The sequence below is a fragment of the Streptomyces sp. NPDC001549 genome, assembly GCF_042894025.1.
Taxonomy (GTDB): domain Bacteria; phylum Actinomycetota; class Actinomycetes; order Streptomycetales; family Streptomycetaceae; genus Streptomyces; species Streptomyces kutzneri.
On sequence record NZ_JBIAVJ010000032.1, the window covers coordinates 21,381 to 38,069 of the forward strand.

15 protein-coding genes and 4 pseudogenes are annotated in these 16,689 nt (G+C 71.8%); 11 read left to right on the plus strand and 8 right to left on the minus strand.

Translation table 11 applies throughout. The features are described 5' to 3' along the window. Positions 1-11: 11 nt before the first annotated feature. From ACFY04_RS36920 to ACFY04_RS36935, 4 genes and pseudogenes are all read left to right on the plus strand, one after another. A pseudogene (locus ACFY04_RS36920) lies at positions 12-200 on the plus strand (hypothetical protein); the annotation flags it as partial. Positions 201-249: 49 nt separating this feature from the next. After that, the gene (locus tag ACFY04_RS36925) at positions 250-1,230 is read left to right on the plus strand and encodes a GlxA family transcriptional regulator (protein WP_389124029.1); all 981 of its coding nucleotides are present in this window, start codon (positions 250-252) and stop codon (positions 1,228-1,230) included. 105 nt (positions 1,231-1,335) lie between these two features. Next, on the plus strand, positions 1,336-2,085 hold the full coding sequence (locus ACFY04_RS36930) for an MBL fold metallo-hydrolase (protein ID WP_389124031.1): 750 nt from the start codon (positions 1,336-1,338) through the stop codon (positions 2,083-2,085). Positions 2,086-2,211: 126 nt separating this feature from the next. After that, positions 2,212-2,391, plus strand: a pseudogene (locus ACFY04_RS36935) (hypothetical protein); the annotation flags it as partial. Positions 2,392-2,507: 116 nt separating this feature from the next. Here ACFY04_RS36935 and ACFY04_RS36940 read toward each other — a convergent pair. Next, positions 2,508-2,765 (minus strand): annotated as a pseudogene (locus ACFY04_RS36940) (hypothetical protein); the annotation flags it as partial. Between the two features lie 78 nt (positions 2,766-2,843). Here ACFY04_RS36940 and ACFY04_RS36945 point away from each other — a divergent pair. Together ACFY04_RS36945 and ACFY04_RS36950 are read left to right on the plus strand one after the other, a co-directional pair. Then, positions 2,844-3,260 (plus strand): nuclear transport factor 2 family protein, encoded by a 417-nt coding sequence (locus ACFY04_RS36945; RefSeq protein ID WP_389124033.1) that lies wholly within the window; start codon positions 2,844-2,846, stop codon positions 3,258-3,260. Positions 3,261-3,385: 125 nt separating this feature from the next. After that, entirely contained in the window at positions 3,386-4,450 is a 1,065-nt protein-coding gene (locus tag ACFY04_RS36950; RefSeq protein WP_389124035.1) for an NAD-dependent epimerase/dehydratase family protein, read from the plus strand. 60 nt (positions 4,451-4,510) lie between these two features. Here ACFY04_RS36950 and ACFY04_RS36955 read toward each other — a convergent pair whose 3' ends face one another. Together ACFY04_RS36955 and ACFY04_RS36960 are read right to left on the minus strand one after the other, a co-directional pair. Further along, entirely contained in the window at positions 4,511-5,083 is a 573-nt protein-coding gene (locus ACFY04_RS36955) for a dihydrofolate reductase family protein (protein ID WP_389124038.1), read from the minus strand. A 161-nt stretch (positions 5,084-5,244) separates the two neighbouring features. Further along, positions 5,245-5,421, minus strand: a pseudogene (locus tag ACFY04_RS36960) (two-component sensor histidine kinase); the annotation flags it as partial. Positions 5,422-5,725: 304 nt separating this feature from the next. On the opposite strand from ACFY04_RS36960, the gene ACFY04_RS36965 reads away from it, so the two are divergent. From ACFY04_RS36965 to ACFY04_RS36975, 3 genes are read left to right on the plus strand one after another with little or no spacing between them, the layout of a single operon-like run. Further along, positions 5,726-6,442 carry a glycosyltransferase family 2 protein gene (locus ACFY04_RS36965; protein WP_389124041.1) on the plus strand — a complete coding sequence of 239 codons (717 nt, stop codon included), beginning with the start codon at positions 5,726-5,728 and terminating at the stop codon, positions 6,440-6,442. Next, positions 6,439-7,059 carry a DUF2064 domain-containing protein gene (locus ACFY04_RS36970; RefSeq protein ID WP_389124044.1) on the plus strand — a complete coding sequence of 207 codons (621 nt, stop codon included), beginning with the start codon at positions 6,439-6,441 and terminating at the stop codon, positions 7,057-7,059. The genes ACFY04_RS36965 and ACFY04_RS36970 overlap by 4 nt, the downstream gene beginning before the upstream one ends. Beyond that, a complete protein-coding gene (locus ACFY04_RS36975; protein ID WP_389124047.1) occupies positions 7,056-7,715 on the plus strand; it encodes a class I SAM-dependent methyltransferase in 660 nt (219 codons plus the stop codon). Before ACFY04_RS36970 ends, ACFY04_RS36975 begins: the two co-directional genes overlap by 4 nt. Before the next feature lie 463 nt (positions 7,716-8,178). On the opposite strand, the gene ACFY04_RS36980 is transcribed toward ACFY04_RS36975, so the two are convergent. Both ACFY04_RS36980 and ACFY04_RS36985 read right to left on the minus strand, forming a co-directional pair. Continuing rightward, positions 8,179-8,604, minus strand: a complete 426-nt coding sequence (locus tag ACFY04_RS36980; protein WP_389124050.1) for a hypothetical protein — start codon at positions 8,602-8,604, stop codon at positions 8,179-8,181. Further along, complete coding sequence (locus ACFY04_RS36985) at positions 8,604-9,746, minus strand: molybdopterin-dependent oxidoreductase (RefSeq protein WP_389124053.1); 1,143 nt, start codon at positions 9,744-9,746, stop codon at positions 8,604-8,606. The genes ACFY04_RS36980 and ACFY04_RS36985 overlap by 1 nt, the downstream gene beginning before the upstream one ends. A 114-nt stretch (positions 9,747-9,860) precedes the next feature. On the opposite strand from ACFY04_RS36985, the gene ACFY04_RS36990 reads away from it, so the two are divergent. Further along, entirely contained in the window at positions 9,861-11,300 is a 1,440-nt protein-coding gene (locus ACFY04_RS36990; protein WP_389124055.1) for a glycosyltransferase 87 family protein, read from the plus strand. A 76-nt stretch (positions 11,301-11,376) separates the two neighbouring features. Here the strand turns inward: ACFY04_RS36990 and ACFY04_RS36995 are convergent, their stop codons facing one another. The 3 genes from ACFY04_RS36995 to ACFY04_RS37005 all read right to left on the minus strand — a co-directional run bounded on the left by ACFY04_RS36995 (position 11,377) and on the right by ACFY04_RS37005 (position 14,800). Continuing rightward, positions 11,377-12,330: a sigma-70 family RNA polymerase sigma factor gene (locus ACFY04_RS36995; protein ID WP_389124059.1), complete on the minus strand. Its 954-nt coding sequence runs from the start codon at positions 12,328-12,330 to the stop codon at positions 11,377-11,379. 19 nt (positions 12,331-12,349) lie between these two features. Then, on the minus strand, positions 12,350-13,591 hold the full coding sequence (locus ACFY04_RS37000) for an NAD(P)/FAD-dependent oxidoreductase (protein ID WP_389124062.1): 1,242 nt from the start codon (positions 13,589-13,591) through the stop codon (positions 12,350-12,352). Between the two features lie 240 nt (positions 13,592-13,831). Further along, positions 13,832-14,800, minus strand: coding sequence for a MerR family transcriptional regulator (locus tag ACFY04_RS37005; protein ID WP_389124065.1), 969 nt, complete (start codon positions 14,798-14,800; stop codon positions 13,832-13,834). Between the two features lie 230 nt (positions 14,801-15,030). Here ACFY04_RS37005 and ACFY04_RS37010 point away from each other — a divergent pair, with 230 nt between their 5' ends. Beyond that, on the plus strand, positions 15,031-16,668 hold the full coding sequence (locus ACFY04_RS37010) for a carboxylesterase/lipase family protein (protein ID WP_389124068.1): 1,638 nt from the start codon (positions 15,031-15,033) through the stop codon (positions 16,666-16,668). Positions 16,669-16,689 lie beyond the last annotated feature (21 nt).

Below are 16,689 nucleotides of genomic sequence, written 5' to 3' on the forward strand. Positions count from 1 at the left end.
AGAAATAGAAGAAATCACCCGACCTGGCCGCCGCCCGAACGGAGGGGCCCGCCCCGCAGTCGGGGCCGGTCTGGGAACTGCACCCGGGGTACGTCCTCAAGCCGGAGGACCGGGTCGTCCTGGCCGCTACCCGGCGTGGGCTGGCCGAGCTCCTCGGCCGCGGCGTCCCCGCGCCCAGCCGAGCCGATGGCCGGATCTGAGACAACCTCGTCATTGCAGACACCAGGGCAGGGGAACGAGGATCAGTGCATGCCCGCAGCCCACCGTGTCGTCATCGTCGCCTTCCCCGGCGTGGAGCTCCTGGACATCACAGGTCCCGCCGAGGTGTTCTCGGTCGCGTCCAGGGTCTCCGAGGGAGGGTTCCCCGGCTACTCCGTCCAGGTCGCCACGGAGGACGGCGGTCCGGTGGCCACCTCCAGCGGCCTGCGGGTCCACTCCGACCTGCGGCTGGACGAGGTGACCGGCCGCGTCGACACCCTCCTGGTGTCCGGGGCGGTCTCTCACCACGAAGGGGGTGGCGTCCAGGCCGTCGTCGATCCGGTGGTCACCGGCTGGCTCCGTACGGCGGCACCGCGGGCGGGGCGTACCGGATCGGTGTGCGCCGGCGCCCATCTGCTGGCCGCGGCCGGTCTGCTGGACGGCCGGACCGCCACCACCCACTGGCTCACGGCGGCGCAACTGGCCGCCGCGCATCCAGAGGTCGACGTGGACCCCGATCCGATCTTCATCCGCTCCGGTTCGGTATGGACCTGTGCCGGGATCACCTCGGGGATGGACATGGCACTGGCGATGGTGGCCGAGGACCACGGTCAGGCCCTCGCGCTCGCCACCGCGCGCATGATGGTCATGTACGTCAAACGCTCCGGCGGCCAGAGCCAGTTCAGCGTGCCCCTTTCCGTCCGGGCACCCGCTGACGACCGCATCGGCGAACTCCGTCAGTGGATCACCGAACACCCCGACGCGGACCTCTCCGCCGAGGCTCTCGCCCAGCGCCTCAGCCTCAGCACGCGGCACTTCTCCCGGCTCTTCGCGCAGCGCACCGGCACCACGCCCGCCGCCTACGTGGAGTCGGCCCGGCTGGAGGCCGCACGGCGCCTCCTCGAGGAGAGCGACGCCGGTCTGCCGCAGGTGGCCACCGCCAGCGGCCTCGGCTCCCTGCAGACCCTCCACCGGTGCTTCCAACGGCATCTGGGGACGACCCCCGCCGAATACCGCCGCCGCTTCCGCTGAAGCCGGCCCATCCCTTACCGCCCACCCTCACTGCCCGCCCGGCTCTGCTCGCGGCCGGCGGATGCCGAGGCATGCCCACGCCCGGCCCCTACACGAAAGGCCATCATGTCCGGCACGAAGATCATTCCGATTCCGGTGCTCGGCAATCACGCGGTCAACGCCTACTTGCTGCTGGGCCGACGCCCCGTCCTCGTCGACGCCGGTACGCCGGGCAGCGGACGCCTCATCCACGACCGGATCGCCGATCACGGAGTGGACCCCGCCGACCTCGCCCTGATCGTCATCACCCATGGCCACATCGACCACTTCGGCTCCGCAGCGGAACTGCACCGCCTCACGGGCGCACCCGTCGCCGGGCACACGGCCGACCTCGAACCCTTCCGTACCGGCCGGCCGCTGATGCCGTACCTCCCGACGGGGCCGATGGGTCGCCTGATGAACAGGAACAGGAAGCTCCACGTCGCGGCGGACCCGTTCGAACCCGGGATCCTGATCAGCGGCGAAACCGACCTGTCGGACTTCGGGCTGGCGGGACGGATCATGCCCACCCCGGGCCACACCGCAGGTTCCGTCTCCGTTCTCACCGAGGACGGGGACCTCGTCGCCGGTGACCTCGTGGCCAACTCCTTCATGGGCCTCATCCCCGGCAAGCCGGCGAACCCGCCCTTCCATGACGACCCCCTGGGCAACCTCACGAGCCTGCGCGCCATGCTCGATCTCGGCCCCAGCCGCCTCCACGTCGGCCACGGCACGCCTCTGGACCCCGAGCGCGTCCGCCGGTGGGCACGGCGGGAGCAACGCCGGCTGGCACGCCTCCACTCCCGGGGGCGCCTCCGAAGCCGCACGAAGAGCTGACATAGACGATTCGCCTACGGCTCCCTTCAAGCCGTCGTCCCGCGCGGGACCGGCCATTCCGCGACTGCCGCCGCTTTTTACAAGCGCCCCGCACCCCGGTCAGACCATGATCTCGCCACCCCGCCCCGGAGCCTCGGCGGCCCCGAAGCCGACCCGCTCACGCGCGCGGTCGCCGCCCTCGGGCTCCTGGCGGACCGCGTGGCTTCCGTCGAGTCCGCCGTCACCCGGACTGCCGACCCCCGCCGTACGCCGGACCGTCCCGCGGCCCGGCACACCCTTCGACCGGCGGACGCGGAACGGCCTTGATCAGCAGCACAGGACCGGAACGTGCTGGACGAGGTTGTCGGCGAAGCCCTCGCGGTTTGGGCGTGTCCTTCGGCATCCGTGGCGCGCGCGATGAGGGTGTGCGTCCCTGGGGTGGCCGTCCAGTCGCAGTGCCATGCCTGCCATGCCCACGCGCGCCGCTCCCTCGGAGCCACCTCGGCTTCCGTCCAGGTGCGGCCCCCATCGGCGCTGACCTGGACCCGCGCGACCGGCCCGTACCCCGACGCGGCCCTGCTGTTCGCCGATTTCGCCACGGGGCACACCGTGCACCTGTCCGGCACCGCATTCCTGGAGTGGTCTCCTGGTGGCTCCGACGACGATGAGGGCGGCACCGGCCGCCGGGTCCGCCTCCACATCGGCAGCGTGGTCGACGGCTCCGGCGCTCCACGACACGCGCCGCATCCGGTACGCCGCCCACCGCACAGGAAGGTCTGATGGCAATGAACGAGCCGACACCGGAATCGAACGGCCGCACCCGCCTCGCCTACATCCTCGGGGTGCCGCTCGCCCCGGAGGTCGAGCGGCAGTGGCCCCAGATGGGCGAGGTCGTCCGCGGCAGCAAGCTCATCGGTGAGGTCGAGGGGAACTTCCCCGAGCTCACGCTCGAAGTGGGACGACGGCTGCGCCTCGACGACGACGTGATCGTCGTGGAATGGACCTGCGACTACGGCGACGGCCGCCTCTACCGCAACGTCACCATCGCCGAGCTCCGCGACGGCCGGGCCGTACGGGTCACCGACTACTGGGGCGAACCCACCTCCACTCCCCCGTGGCGCCGACCGCTCACCGCCCGCCTCGACATGCCGGGCGACGGCATCTGGAAGGACCACGACCACCTCGGTCACCACTGACCTCCCGTGGGAAGCCACCTGGCCGTCACGCCTCGCCGCAGTCTGCGCCGCTCCCGTATGACGGAAGTCTTACGTGCAGGCGTGGGAGCCCCCTCGTGGGTTCCCCACTGCGTAGCGTCCGGAGCATGCGCGTACTCGTCACCGGAGGGGCCGGGTTCATCGGCTCCCACATCGTCACCGCCCTCACGGCCCGCGGGCACGAGCCCGTCGTCCTCGACGCCCTGCTGCCCGCCGCCCACCCCGGCACACCGCCCCTGCCCGACGCCGAGTTCGTTCGCGCCGACGTACGGGACGCCGACGCGGTCCGGGCCGCGCTCCGCGGAATCGACGCGGTGTGCCACCAGGCGGCCATGGTCGGCCTCGGCAAGGACTTCGCGGACGCCCCCGATTACGTCGGCTGCAACGATCTCGGGACGGCGGTGCTGCTCGCGGAGATGGCGGCCGCCGGGGCGCTGGAACTCGTGCTCGCCGGATCGATGGTGGTCTACGGGGAGGGCCGGTACACGTGCGAACGGCACGGAACGGTACGCCCCGGGCCGCGTCGGACCGAGGACCTGACGGCGGGCCGGTTCGAACCCCGCTGCCCCGACTGCGGAGCCGAACTCGCGCCGGGCCTGGTCGGCGAGGACGCCCCGACGGATCCGCGCAATGTCTACGCGACGACGAAGCTGGCCCAGGAGCACCTTGCGGCGTCCTGGGCCCGGTGCGTGGAGGGTCGGGCGGTGTCGCTGCGCTACCACAACGTGTACGGGCCGGGGATGCCGCGCGACACCCCGTACGCCGGGGTGGCCTCCTTCTTCCGCTCCTCGCTCGCCCGGGGCGAAGCCCCGCGGGTCTTCGAGGACGGCGCGCAGCGAAGGGACTTCGTCCACGTCACGGATGTGGCCGCGGCCAATGCCGTGGCACTTGAGGCGGTCGGTACCCGGGAGGCTGGGGCTCTGACCGCGTACAACACCGGCAGCGGGGAACCGCACACGGTCGGCGAGATGGCCGCCGAGCTCGCCGCGGCGCACGGCGGACCCGCTCCGGTGGTGACGGGTGAGTTCCGCCTCGGCGACGTACGGCACATCACCGCCGACTCCGCCCGCCTGCGCAAGGAGCTGGGCTGGCGTCCGACGGTCGGCTTCGCCGAAGGGATGACCGAGTTCGCCCGGGCCGGCCAGCGCGAGTCGGCCGGTGTGACCGGCTGAGTCCCGGAACCGGCCGACGTCGTCGGCCGGTTCCGCAACGGGCTGCGCGTGAAGGCCGTCTCAGCGGACGACGTCGAAGACGTTCTTCTGCAGCCCGTTGGCGTAGGCCTCGTGCTCGACGAGCTTCAGCTTCTGGGTGTCCTTGTCCGTGCCGCTGAACAGACGCTTGCCGGCTCCGAGCAGGAGCGGGAAGACGAGCAGGTGGTAGCGGTCGATCAGGCCCGCGTCCGAGAGGCTCTGGTTCAGCGCTGCGCTGCCGTGGACGATGATCGGGCCGCCCTCGGTCTCCTTCAGCGCGGCGACCTCGTCGAGGGAGCGCAGGATCGTGGTCTCGCCCCAGTTCGACACCAGGTCGTCCTCGGCGAGGGTGGTGGAGACGACGTACTTCGGCATCACCTTGTAGTCGGCGAAGTCCGCCATGTCGGGCCACACTGGGCTGAACGCCTCGTAGCTGCTCCGGCCCAGCAGCATCGCGGCGGCTTCTTTCTGCTCCCGCCCCTTGATCTCGAATGCCTCGGGGAGGAACTCGACGTCCTTGAAGGTCCATCCGGAGTTGCGGTAGCCGGGCTCCCCACCCGGGCCCTCCACGACGCCGTCGAGGGAGATGAAGGCGGTGCTGATCAAGGTACGCATCTGGGTTCCTCGGTATCTGGTGTCCGGTTCTCAGCAGATTAGGTCGATGGGCGCCGGGCACATACCCGCCTGCCGCACACCCACCATGATCTCTGACTGTGGATCATGAAGGAACTCATCGGTCGTCGCCGATTTCGATTCCGCGATCCGACCGGAACGGCCTACGCAGGTGCGGGGAGGCTCAGTTCGAAGCGGCAGCCGCCGGGCACGTGATGAACGTCCGCGCGCCCGGAGTGGGCCTCGACGATGCCCCGGACGATCGCCGGGGCCAGGCCCAGGCCCAGGCCCACGCCCGAGGGAGGGGTACGGGCCTGACTGCCCCGCCAGCCGGTGTCGAACCCGTGTCGCTCGCCGGGCAGCGGGGTCTACGGTCAGGCCGGCCGCCACGAGCAGGGGCTCGCCGGCCGGGACGGCCGACGATGCCCGGCGCAGGACGGGCGGGTCGCCGTCCACCGCCAAGACCCGGTCCGCGGCGTCGCCGGAGGCCGGGCCCCGGTCGGTTTCGTTGCTGGATGCCATGCCTCCAGAGTGACACCGTGCGGTGCCGCGTGGACCTGGGCCTGCCGCCGTGCGACGCGGTGTCCGCGTTTCGTAAGGTCTTCCGGCACCTTTCTCCTCCCTTCGGTTCCTACGGTGTGGAGGGTGACTCCTTCTGCTTGCCGTCCGCCCCGCGCGGACCTCGTACTGCCGTGCCTCGACGAGGCGGAAGCCCTGCCCTGGGTGTTGGCGCGGGTGCCGGCCGGGTGGCGGGCCATCGTCGTCGACAACGGCTCCACCGACGGCTCGGCCGACATCGCCCGCTCCCTCGGCGCCACCGTCGTGCACGAGCCCCGGCGCGGCTTCGGCGCCGCCTGCCACGCCGGCCTGCTCGCCGCACGCGCCGAGCTGGTCTGCTTCTGCGACTGCGACGCCTCCATGGACCCCGGCCTGCTCGCGCCCATGGCCGAGCGGGTCGCGGCCGGCGAGGCGGATCTCCTGCTCGGTCGGCGCCGCCCGCAGGGCCGCGGCGCCTGGCCCGCGCACGCGCGTGCCGGAAACATCGCCCTGGCCCGCATGCTGCGCCGCCGCACCGGACTGCGGCTCCACGACCTCGGACCGATGCGGGTCGCCCGCCGTGAGGCACTGCTCGGCCTGAGCCTGACCGACCGGCGCAGCGGCTATCCGCTCCAGATGGTCGTGCGGGCCGCCGACGCGGGCTGGCGGGTGGCCGAGACGGACATCCCGTACCTGCCCCGCTCGGGGAAGTCCAAGGTCACCGGGACCTGGCGGGGCACCTGGAACGCCGTAAGGGACATGCGCAAGGTCCTGGCCGAGCCGCCGGGCGCCCGCCCCGCACCGGCCGAGGGGATCTCCGCATGAGCACCCTCCTCGTCATCGCCAAGGCTCCCGTCGCCGGGCGCGTGAAGACCAGACTGACCACGCAGTTCACCCCGCAGCAGGCCGCCGACCTGGCCCTCGCCGCACTCCAGGACACCCTCGCCGTGGTCCTTGCCACGCCGGCCCGGCGCCGCGTCCTGGTCCTCGACGGAGAGCCGGGGTCTTGGATCCCGGACGGCATCGAGGTCGTCCCGCAGGGTACGGGCGGCCTGGACGTCCGGCTGGGCGCCGCGTTCGCCCTGGCCGAAGGGCCGGCCCTGCTGATCGGCATGGACACCCCGCAGGTCACCCCGGAACTGCTGGCGCCCGGGCTGGACTTCACCGAGGCGGACGCCTGGTTCGGGCCCGCCGACGACGGCGGGTTCTGGGCCCTCGGCCTCGCCGACCCCGACCCGGCCCTGCTGCTCGGCGTCCCCATGTCCGTGGCCCACACCGGCGAGGTCCAGCGGCAGCGCCTGACCGATGCGGGGCTTTCCGTACGGGACCTGCCCGAGCTGTGCGACGTGGACACGCCCGCCGACGCGGAACGGGTCGCGGCCGCGGCCCCGCGGACGCGCTTCGCCGCCCTGCACCACGGCCTGTGCGCGGTGGCCCGATGACCGCCCAGCTCGCCGAGCCCGCCACCCGTACCTGGCAGGCGGACCCGTACGCGGACGCCCTCCGTACCGGGCAGGGGCCGCTGTTCCTCCGCCGGCGCGACGGCTGGTTGCTCCCGCTCGACGTCGAGCGGTGGTGCGCCGAGCCCGACGCGGCGGACGACACCGTCCTGGCACGGTGTACCGGGCCCGTCCTCGACATCGGCTGCGGACCGGGCCGCCTGGTCGCTGCCCTCGCCGGGCTCGGCCAAACGGCACTCGGTGTCGACGTCACCCCCGAGGCCGTGGCCCGTACCGAGCGGGCGGGCGGCAGCGCCCTGTGCCGGTCGGTGTTCGACCCGCTTCCCCGCGAAGGCCGCTGGGGCACGGTCCTCCTCATAGACGGCAACATCGGCATCGGCGGGGACCCCGCCGCCCTGCTGCGCCGGACCGCCGAACTGACCGCACCCGGCGGCTCCCTGCTGGTCGAGGTGGCGACCGCCGATGTCGACGAACGCGTCGAGGTGTACGTCGAGGACGGCACCGGTGGCCGCGGAGCCTGCTTCTGGTGGGCTCGGCTCGGCACCCGCGCCCTGTGCGCCGAGGCGAGGTCCGCGGGCTGGACCCCGTACGACACCTGGCAGACGGCAGGCCGGCACTTCGTACACCTCACGCGCTGACGGTTGCCGAGCGGCGAACAGCCGGGTGGGATCCGCAGCACTGCGGATCCCACCCCGGAGTCCCAGACCCTCGGTCAGGCGCCCCTCGGCGGGCTGACGGAAGGTCTGGGGCTTCAGCCGACGGTGACGGCCATCTTCCGGGTTGGCCGACCATGAGCCCCTGGCAGGTGGCGACCAGCAGCTTGGCGCTCCCGGCACAGTCCAGTGAGGCGCGCACCTGCCCCCTGCGGGCCGCGTTCTCCAGCGCGTGGGTCATGCACCGCTCCAACCGGGCCAGGTGACCGCGGACGACGGCCGCCGCCTCGTCGTCCTCGGCGGCGTGCTCGATCGCCGTTGACGAGCAGGCAGCCTTGCCGGCCTTCGGGGCCGAGCAGATCGCGGACCAGTCCGTCGAAGTAGCTGTATGAGCGGCCATTCGAGAACAATCGACGAGCCCCGCGGCTCCTCCGCGATACCGCCCCGATCAGGCCCGACGGCTCTCCCGGCTCTCCCGGCCCACCCGGCGCGCCACGGCACGCACACCGACGTGCGCGAGGGTGTACAGCGCGATGGCGGCCAGGGCGAGCAGCCAGTTGCGCAGATAGTCGAGCGGCAGGACGGTGGGGTTGGCCACGCCCCCCGGACGCAGCAGCGGAGGAAGCGCGATCGCGGTCAGGGAGCCCGCGACGATCAGAGCTCCGCGCATGACCCCGTGCAGGCGCGGGCCCGCCACGGCGGCGACGAGGGCGGCGATCGCCATCACGACGGGCGCGACGAGCCCGTCGTGCACCACGACCGCTCCCCCGAGCCAGGCGGCGATCCGCAACGGCTCGGGCTGCTGGAGGAGCAGGTACCCGCCCCAGGCCGCGCACACCAGCCCGAATCCGCCCATCACGTATCGGAAGTTCATCACGCGACCTCCAGTCGGCCGACCCACTTGGTCTGCAGGACGCCGGGCCGGTTGGGGGCGATGATCCGCGCCGGGTAGCCGTGGTCCAGGGACAGCACCTCGCCGTTCAGCCGCAGCGCGAGCAGCGTGAGCGGGTCCTGCGCGTAGAGGCGTCCCATCTCCATCACCCGGTAGGCGCCCGCCGCTTCGAGGGAAACCACCCGGGCCCGAGCGTCCGGGCCGACGCCCGCCCGCTCCAGGAGGTCCCTTACCCGTACCCCTGTCCAGTGCGCGGACTTGCTCCAGCCCTCGACGCAGGCGATGGGCAGGGTGACGTCATGCTGCGGCAGGGCGCGCAGCTCCTCCAACGTGAGGCTGTAGGGACGCGGCCCGTCCACGGTCAGCCGCCAGTCGGCCAAGGAGGCCTCGGAGACGCGCGCGGCGGCGGCCGTTCGGTTCACAGGGAGCCCTTGGGCCCCGTGGGCGGGGCTGCGCGGGCCGAACAGTTCCAGCGAGCCGAGTGCGGTGACGGACTGTCCGACCGTGGTGAGCGTGACTGCTCCGACCGCGGCTGTGACGCCGAGGAGGAGCTGCCGGCGGTCGGGCCCGTCGGCCTCGGGCAGGGTCAGGGTTCCGGGGGAACGGAGCGTGAAGTGGTCGCGGATCTTCGGCCATTGCACGGCGACGTGCAGCAGGAGCGATCCCAGCAGGAGCCAGGCGACCGCGTAGTGCACGGGAACGAAGCTGAAGGGCCACGGGTACCACTGGAAGGTGTTCAGCAGCCCGGTGAACAGCTCGAACAGTCCGGCCGCGACCAGGACCGCCACCGAGATCCGCTCCAGGGCGTGGAGGACCGATCGCACCGGAGGCCAGGCGAACAGCCGCGGGTAGACCGCCCACAGCTTCGCGAGCAGCAGCGGGATCGCGGCGATCCCGGAGGCCACGTGCAGCCCCTGGGTGAGCCGGTAACCCCAGTACGGGCGGCTCGGCAGCGAATCGGCCAGCCATCCGGGCGGGTGCTGGAGGTAGTGGCTCAGCACACCGGTCGCGAAGCAGACGGCCATGGCCAGGCCGAGCCAGCGGCCGATGGCGGTCGCGGTACGGGCATCGTGCAGGCGCGCCTTGAAGGTGACGGGCGGCCCGGAGGGCAGGGTGAAACGCATGCCCCCATCACACCCCCGACGAGGCCCGAGCAGGCTGCCGGAACACCTTACGAAACACGGACATCCGAGACGGCACGGCCTGCGGGAGAGCCGATCCCTGGAACGATTCCGCAGGTGAAAGCCCTTACCGCCGTCACTCCTCGCACCGCGCTGGTGACCACCGCCCTCGCCCTTGCCGCACTCACGACGCTCCTCGCCCGCACCATCGTGTACGGGGGCTATTTCAGCGGCCCCGTCGGCCTGTTCTGCCGGTACGCGGCCTGCTGGGTGCTCTTCACCGTCGCGCTGCTGGCTCTGCGCCGGGTCCCGGCCCGCCACGCCGCGTGGCTGATCGCCGCTGGGGCCGTCGCCGTCACGCTGACCGGGCTGATGGGGCCGCCGCGGACCAGCACCGACTCCTACCGCTACGCCTGGGACGGCCGGGTCCAGTCCGCCGGCGTCTCCCCCTACGACCACGCCCCACAGGACCCGGCACTCACCCGGCTCCGCGACCCCTGGCTCTTCCCCACCGGCGCCGCCTGCACCGGCCCGGATCTTGCGGCCATCCCGCCCACCGACGGCACGCGCCACTGCACCCGCATCAACAGGCCCGCCGTGCACACCATCTACCCGCCCGTCGCCGAGGCGTACTTCCTCGCCGTCGACCGCCTCTCCCCCGCCAACTCCCGCCACAAGCCGCTCCAGATCGGCGCCGCCCTGATCTCCCTCGGCGTCACGGGCGCACTCCTCCCGATCCTGCGACGGCGCGGCGACGACCTCCGCAAAGCCGCGTACTGGGCCTGGTGCCCGGCCGTTCCCATCGAGGCGGTCAACAACGCCCACGCCGACGTCCTGGGCGTGCTCCTCGCGGTCACCGGCCTCGGCCTCGTCGCCTCCCGGGCCCTGACCCGGCGGGCGGCGGGCGGAGTGCTGATCGGCGCCGCCATCGCCACGAAGCTGATGCCGGCCGTCGTCCTCCCCGGCGCCCTGTCCGGGGTCCGCCGCGTCCGCGACGCGGCCGTCGTACTGCTGCCCGCCGCGGCCCTCGTCGTCGTCGCCTACCTCCCGTACGTCCTCCTCTCGCACGGCTCGGTCTTCGGATACCTCGGCGGCTACGTCGAGGAGGAGGGCTACGACGACCCCTCGGCCGGGTCCCGCTACTCGCTCCTGCGCCTGGTCCTGCCAGACACCTGGGCCTTCCCCGTACTGCTCGCCGTCATCGCGGGCGTGTCCCTGTACGTGATGTGGCGCGGGGACCCTCGACGCCCCTGGAGCGGCGCCCTCCTGGTCACCGGCTGGTCCTTCGCCCTCCTCACCCCCGGCTACTCCTGGTACGCGCTGCTCCTGGTCGCCCTTGTCGCCCTGGACGGACGCTGGGAATGGCTCGGCATCCCCCTCGCGGGCGCCGCCGTCTACGTCCTCGCCCCGACGCTCCACTTCCAGCCGTCGCTGAGCAACATCGCGTACGGCGCAGCAGCGGCCCTCGTCCTCGTGATGACCTGGTTCCGGCGGCGAGCCAGGGTGCGGGGGGCCGAGGCCCCGGCCACGGCGTCACGGCATCCGCACCCGGCTTGAACCCCCGCCCGGCCTGGTAATCCGGGAACGGTTCAACGCAGCGCGGGTGCTGCGCCTGGCCGCGGTCGGCGTCGGGTCACCACTCGGTGATGAGCGGCGCGTCCGGTTCGTGTTGCCGCCAGGCGTCGGTGAGGCGGAGGAGGCGGGCAGGGGCGGCGATGCCGCGCACGGTTGCGATCTTGCCGTCTGTGAGGTCGAACGTCACCGCGCCGACGACCTTGCCGCCAGGCACGAAGAGGAGGGCGGGGGCGCCGTTGACGAGTGCGAAGTGCACGGCGGAGACGCCGCCGGCAAGGCGCTGCTTCGCGGGAGTGGATGTGAACCCGGCCCTTGCGATGGCGGCGATGCGCTCCGGAGTGTCGTACTGCAGCAGCTTCTTGGTCAGGCCGGCGCCGTCGGAGATCGCGGTCGCGTCGTCGGTGAGCAGCGCCACCAGTCGTTCGGTGCGGCCCGAGGAGGCGGCGGCGAGGAATTCCTCGACGACCCTGCGGGCGGCTGCCGGGTCGAGTTCGCCGCCGCCGCGGCGCGCCGTGGTGATGTGGCGCCGGGCCCGGTGGAGGTGCTGCTGGCTTGCGGACTCGGTGATGTCGAGGATCTCGGCGATCTCGGCGTGGCCGTAGGAGAACGCCTCGCGCAGGATGTAGACGGCCCGCTCTAGGGGTGACAGGCGTTCCATGAGAGTGAGCACGGCCAGGGAAACCGTTTCGCGCTGCTCGAACGTGTCGGCCGGGCCGAGCATCGGGTCGCCGTCGAGGAGCGGTTCGGGCAGCCAGGCGCCGACGGCGCGTTCGCGGCGGGCTTGTGCCGAGCGGAGCCGGTCGAGGCACAGGTTGGTGACGACCTTGGTCAGCCATGCTTCAGGCACCTTGATCCGCTGCCGGTCGGCGGCCTGCCAGTGCAAGAACGCATCCTGCACGGCGTCTTCGGCATCGGCGGCGGATCCCAGCAGCCGGTACGCGAGCGAGGCCAGCCGGTTGCGGCTGGCCTCGAACCGACTGGTGTCGAAGCGGTCAATGGCGGTGCTGTCCACGGGGATTACCCTAGGCGGGCTACGCGGCCACCCTTGCGGCGGCCCCATCCGGCGCGGCGGCCAGGCGGCGCTTGCGCTGGGGCAGGCCGAAGGTCGGGTGCGAGGTGGTCCAGAGCGACAACTTGAGGATGCCCGCCTTGATCCGCGCGGCCTTACGGCCGCCCACGCACTTCGGTTTGGCCTGCGCTTCCCCGTCGACCATCTGCAGGATCCCGTCCCGTCGGCCGAGGCTGATGTGGTTGCCCGGGTAGCTGAGCTTGACGTTCGCCGCCTTGCTGCCGGTCAGGCTTCCCACGATGGCCTTCATGGCCTGCATGCCGGTGAAGCCGGCCGAAGCGCAGGACATCGGCAGCGGCCGGCCGTTGTCGCCGATGGTGTAGACGCTGTCGCCGGCGGCGTAGACGTTCGGGTGCGAGAGTGACCGCATGGTGCGATCGACGACGATCCGACCGTCGTCGGTGACCTCCAGCCCGGCTGCGGCGGCGATGGGGTTGACGGCGAACCCGGCCGTCCACACGGTCGCGTCGGACGCCAGGGCGGTCCCGTCGGCGCACAGGACCCGCGTCGCTTCGACGGCTTCGACGCTGGTGTGCTCCAGGACGGTGATGCCCAGCCGGTCGCAGGCCTGGCGCAGGTGGCTGCGGGCCCCGGCGGAGAGCGGGGCCCCCAGCTCTCCGCGGGCGATCAGCGCCACCGACAGGCCGGGCCGGGACTCTGCGATCTCGGTGGCGGTCTCGATGCCGGTCAGGCCGTCGCCGACGACCAGCACACTTCCTCCTTCGCCCCGCCCGCCCAGGCTGTCCAGGCGCTCGCGCAGCCGCAGCGCCTCCGGACGACTGGTGACGTGGAGGGCGTGCTCGGCCACGCCGGGGACGCCGTGGTCGGCGACGCGGCTGCCGAGCGCGTAGAGCAGCGTGTCGTAGCCGAGCTCGCCGCCGCCGTCGGCGTCGGCGTCGGCGTCAGCGTCAGCGCCAGCGCCAGCGCCAGCGCCAGCCAAGGCGACGACCTGGCGCTCGGGGTCGACGGCGGTGACACGGGCCAGGCGCAGCCGTATCCCCGTGCCCGCGAAGACGTCGGCGAGCTTCGGAGCCTCGATCTCCTGGCCGGCCGCGAGCTGGTGCAGCCGCAGCCGCTGGACGAACTCCGGCTCGGCGTTGACCACGGTGATCTCGGTGTCCGCCGGGGACAGCCGGCGGGCCAGGGTCCCGGCCACGTAGGCCCCGGCGTAGCCGGCGCCGAGGACGACGATGCGGTGCTTCATGTGATGCTCCTGTCGGTTCGCTTGCTCTCGGTGAGTTGAGCGGAACAGCGCCCCGATTGCTGACAGGAACCTCGTGTGACATGGACCACAGGGTGCAAGGGTGTCGTCCATCGCTGCGCGCGACGCCCAGGAGGCGCAGATACAGGCCGAGCTGAACGAGTGCCCCTGGGCGCCTGCCTCGGCACGCTTCCCTCCGGCGCCGGCGCCCGGACGACGAGGACTTCGCCGTCACCGCTTCCCTCAGCTTTCGTGCCCAGTTGCAGGTTGCTTGGAGCTCCGTCCCCTCGACTCCGAAAGCTCGTTCTCGGCTATCGAAATCGACAGTCCGTCGGTCAGCCATCGATGAGCCACCGTCATGTTCAGCACGCGCCCGCCGGTGGCGGTGCCGACGAGGGCCCAGTACCGCTCCAGGCGGGGGTCGAAGCCGGATGACCTCGACACCAGCCCGTGCAGGTATGCGCGGAAGGCGGGGGTGTCCGACTCCCGCCGGGCTCGTGCGTGGGCGGATACGAATGCGTTCACTTCATCCCCGTCGCTGGGCGGGAGACCCTGGGCCACAGCGGCGGCCGTCAGAACGGCAGCATCGTCGATCTCCCCGTAGAAGGCCGGGGCGTCCCTCATCTCTTCGTCGTGGTCCTGAGTCCAGCGGGTGAAACTGGGCGTGGCGATGAGCAGATGAAGCTCGGCGTAGGCCAGGGCCGAACCGAGATCGGGGTCCTGCGGCGGGGCGGGTGACAGCATGGCGATCATGATGTCGAGTCGGCGCTCGGGCATGGTCGCGGACAGCTCGCGATACCAGTGATCGGTGAGAGTGCGGTGCGCCTGTGGAAGCCGCTGCACGCGGGAGAGGATCTCCAGACGCCGGAGCCGCTCCTCGCTCGTGCAGTCGTCCAGGGACTTGAGCGTGGCCTGGCGCCACCGCAGTTCGGTCAGTCGTTCCTGCACCACTTCGAGCTCGGTTGCCACCAATTCACCGAGGGAGCACTCACCGGTCACCACCTGCGTGATGGTCGCGATCGGGGTGTCCAGGGCCCGTAGGCGTCTGATGAGTCGGATCCGCTCCCACGCCTCAGGACCGTAGCGCCGATGACCACCGGCGCTACGGCCGGCCACGGGCAGCAGACCGCTGTCGGAGTAGTAGCGGAGGGTCTTCACCGGAACCTCCGTTCCGGCGGCGAGTTCACCGATGCTCCACGTGTCTTGCGTCACAGCCTCTTGAACCTCCAGTGCGCGGGAGGTCCTAGCGTATTGAGCACCGACCGACCGCGTCGGTCCGCACCAGCCCCCCACCGCTCAGGCCTCGTTCCGGCCCGTGCGGCCTCGCGGCCTCGCGGCCTCGTGCGGCCTCGTCCGGTCCCGTCCCCGACCAAGAACGGTGGGTACGTATGTCCCCGACCACGACAGCACCCCGTCCATGCCGAAGAGCCAGGATCCGTGGGGTGCTCTTCCCCGTGCTCTGTGCGGTCGCACTCGTCACGGCCACCGCCGTGCCGGCGACCGCCGCACAACCCGGTTCCCCGCATTCCGCGAAGCAGAGCGGTACCGTTGTACGGACCGACCACGGCCTGGTACGCGGTGTGTCACACGGCCCGTACACCACCTTCGACGGCATTCCCTACGCTGCGCCGCCGACCGGACCGCTGCGCTGGCGCGCTCCGGTGCCCGCCGCCACGTGGCACGGTGTCCGGGATGCGACGACGGCAGCTGAACGCTGCGTGCAGATGCCGACACCAGGTACGAGCGCGGTCCTCGGATCGGAGGACTGCCTCTACCTCAACGTCACCGTGCCGACGCCGAGGCCGGCAGGACACAAGCGGCCCGTGCTGGTGTGGATGCACGGCGGTGCATTCCTGGGCGGTTCCGGCAGTGACTACAGCGCCGAACAACTGGCGGTCCGGGGTGACACGGTCGTCGTCACGGTCAACTACCGGTTGGGGATCTTCGGCTACTTCGGCCACCCCGGGTTGGGCTCCGCCCCACCGTTCGGCCTGGCGGACCAACAGGCCGCTCTGCGCTGGGTGCGGGCGAACGCGGAGCGCTTCGGCGGTGATCCGCGCAGTGTCACGCTGTTCGGTGAGTCCGCAGGCGCCCTCAGCATCTGTGCACACCTCACCTCGCCGACGGCCGTCGGACTCTTCCAGCGGGCCGTACTCCAGAGCGGTTCCTGCCTCACGTCCTTCCCACGCGGCGCTCTCGGACCCGGAATACCGGCGTACGAGCCGTTCGCCTCACAGCACGATGTCCAGACGGCCGGTGCGGAAGCCGCCCGGCAACTGGCCTGCCCAGTGGGCGGCGGAGACGAGGTGCTGGCGTGCCTGCGCGGGCAGAGCACGGATCGCCTCGCCACCGCGCAGCTGATGCAGTCCTTCAACCGGCCCGCCTTCGGCAATGCGCTGCTGCCCGTGGCACCGGACCAGGCGTTGGCATCGGGACGCTTCCACCGCGTGCCGGTCATCCTGGGCACCAACCACGATGAGATGCGGATGTTCGTCGGCCTGACGCTCGCCGCGTTCCCGATCCGCACCGAGAGCGACTATCGCGCCCGTCTGGTGGAGGCCTTCGGGCTCGCTGCCCCAGCCGTCGAGGCGCAGTATCCGGCAGCACACCACCCCACGCCCGCACTGGCATGGGCCACGGTGCTGACCGATCGATCCCTCGCATGCACCACACTGGCGGCCGGCCGAGCCATCGCCGCTCATGCCCCTGGCCTCCCCCTCTACGGCTACGAGTTCAGCGATCCGGATGCTCCTGTCCTCACCGGTCTACCGGCGAACCCGGGCTTCCCCTACGGTGCGGCGCACGGCTTCGAGATGCCGTTCCTCTTCTCCTCCCTCCCGACCGGGCGACCGCTGACCGACGCCCAGCGCGCGCTGTCGGACCGGATGGTCGGCTACTGGACGAACTTCGCGCGCACCGGCAACCCGAACGCCTCCAACGCACCGCTCTGGCCTCTCCTCCGCCCTTCGTCACCTCTCGCGCGGTCGGTGCAGTCATTGGCTCCCGGAGCAGGCGGAATCCACCCCGTCGATGCGCGTTCCGCACATCACTGCTCGTTCTGGGACCGCCTGCCTCGGTGAGCCTCTGCGCGTACAGGATCA

What these genes read in the sequence shown, in the direction of transcription:
- ACFY04_RS36925 (WP_389124029.1), top strand. Translation starts at nt 250, where the DNA reads ATGCCCGCAGCCCACCGTGTCGTCATCGTCGCCTTCCCCGGCGTGGAG.
- ACFY04_RS36945 (WP_389124033.1), top strand. Translation starts at nt 2,844, where the DNA reads ATGGCAATGAACGAGCCGACACCGGAATCGAACGGCCGCACCCGCCTC.
- ACFY04_RS36980 (WP_389124050.1), bottom strand. Translation starts at nt 8,604, where the DNA reads ATGAACTTCCGATACGTGATGGGCGGATTCGGGCTGGTGTGCGCGGCC.
- ACFY04_RS36955 (WP_389124038.1), bottom strand. Translation starts at nt 5,083, where the DNA reads ATGCGTACCTTGATCAGCACCGCCTTCATCTCCCTCGACGGCGTCGTG.
- ACFY04_RS37000 (WP_389124062.1), bottom strand. Translation starts at nt 13,591, where the DNA reads ATGAAGCACCGCATCGTCGTCCTCGGCGCCGGCTACGCCGGGGCCTAC.
- ACFY04_RS36950 (WP_389124035.1), top strand. Translation starts at nt 3,386, where the DNA reads ATGCGCGTACTCGTCACCGGAGGGGCCGGGTTCATCGGCTCCCACATC.
- ACFY04_RS36985 (WP_389124053.1), bottom strand. Translation starts at nt 9,746, where the DNA reads ATGCGTTTCACCCTGCCCTCCGGGCCGCCCGTCACCTTCAAGGCGCGC.
- ACFY04_RS36970 (WP_389124044.1), top strand. Translation starts at nt 6,439, where the DNA reads ATGAGCACCCTCCTCGTCATCGCCAAGGCTCCCGTCGCCGGGCGCGTG.
- ACFY04_RS36930 (WP_389124031.1), top strand. Translation starts at nt 1,336, where the DNA reads ATGTCCGGCACGAAGATCATTCCGATTCCGGTGCTCGGCAATCACGCG.
- ACFY04_RS36975 (WP_389124047.1), top strand. Translation starts at nt 7,056, where the DNA reads ATGACCGCCCAGCTCGCCGAGCCCGCCACCCGTACCTGGCAGGCGGAC.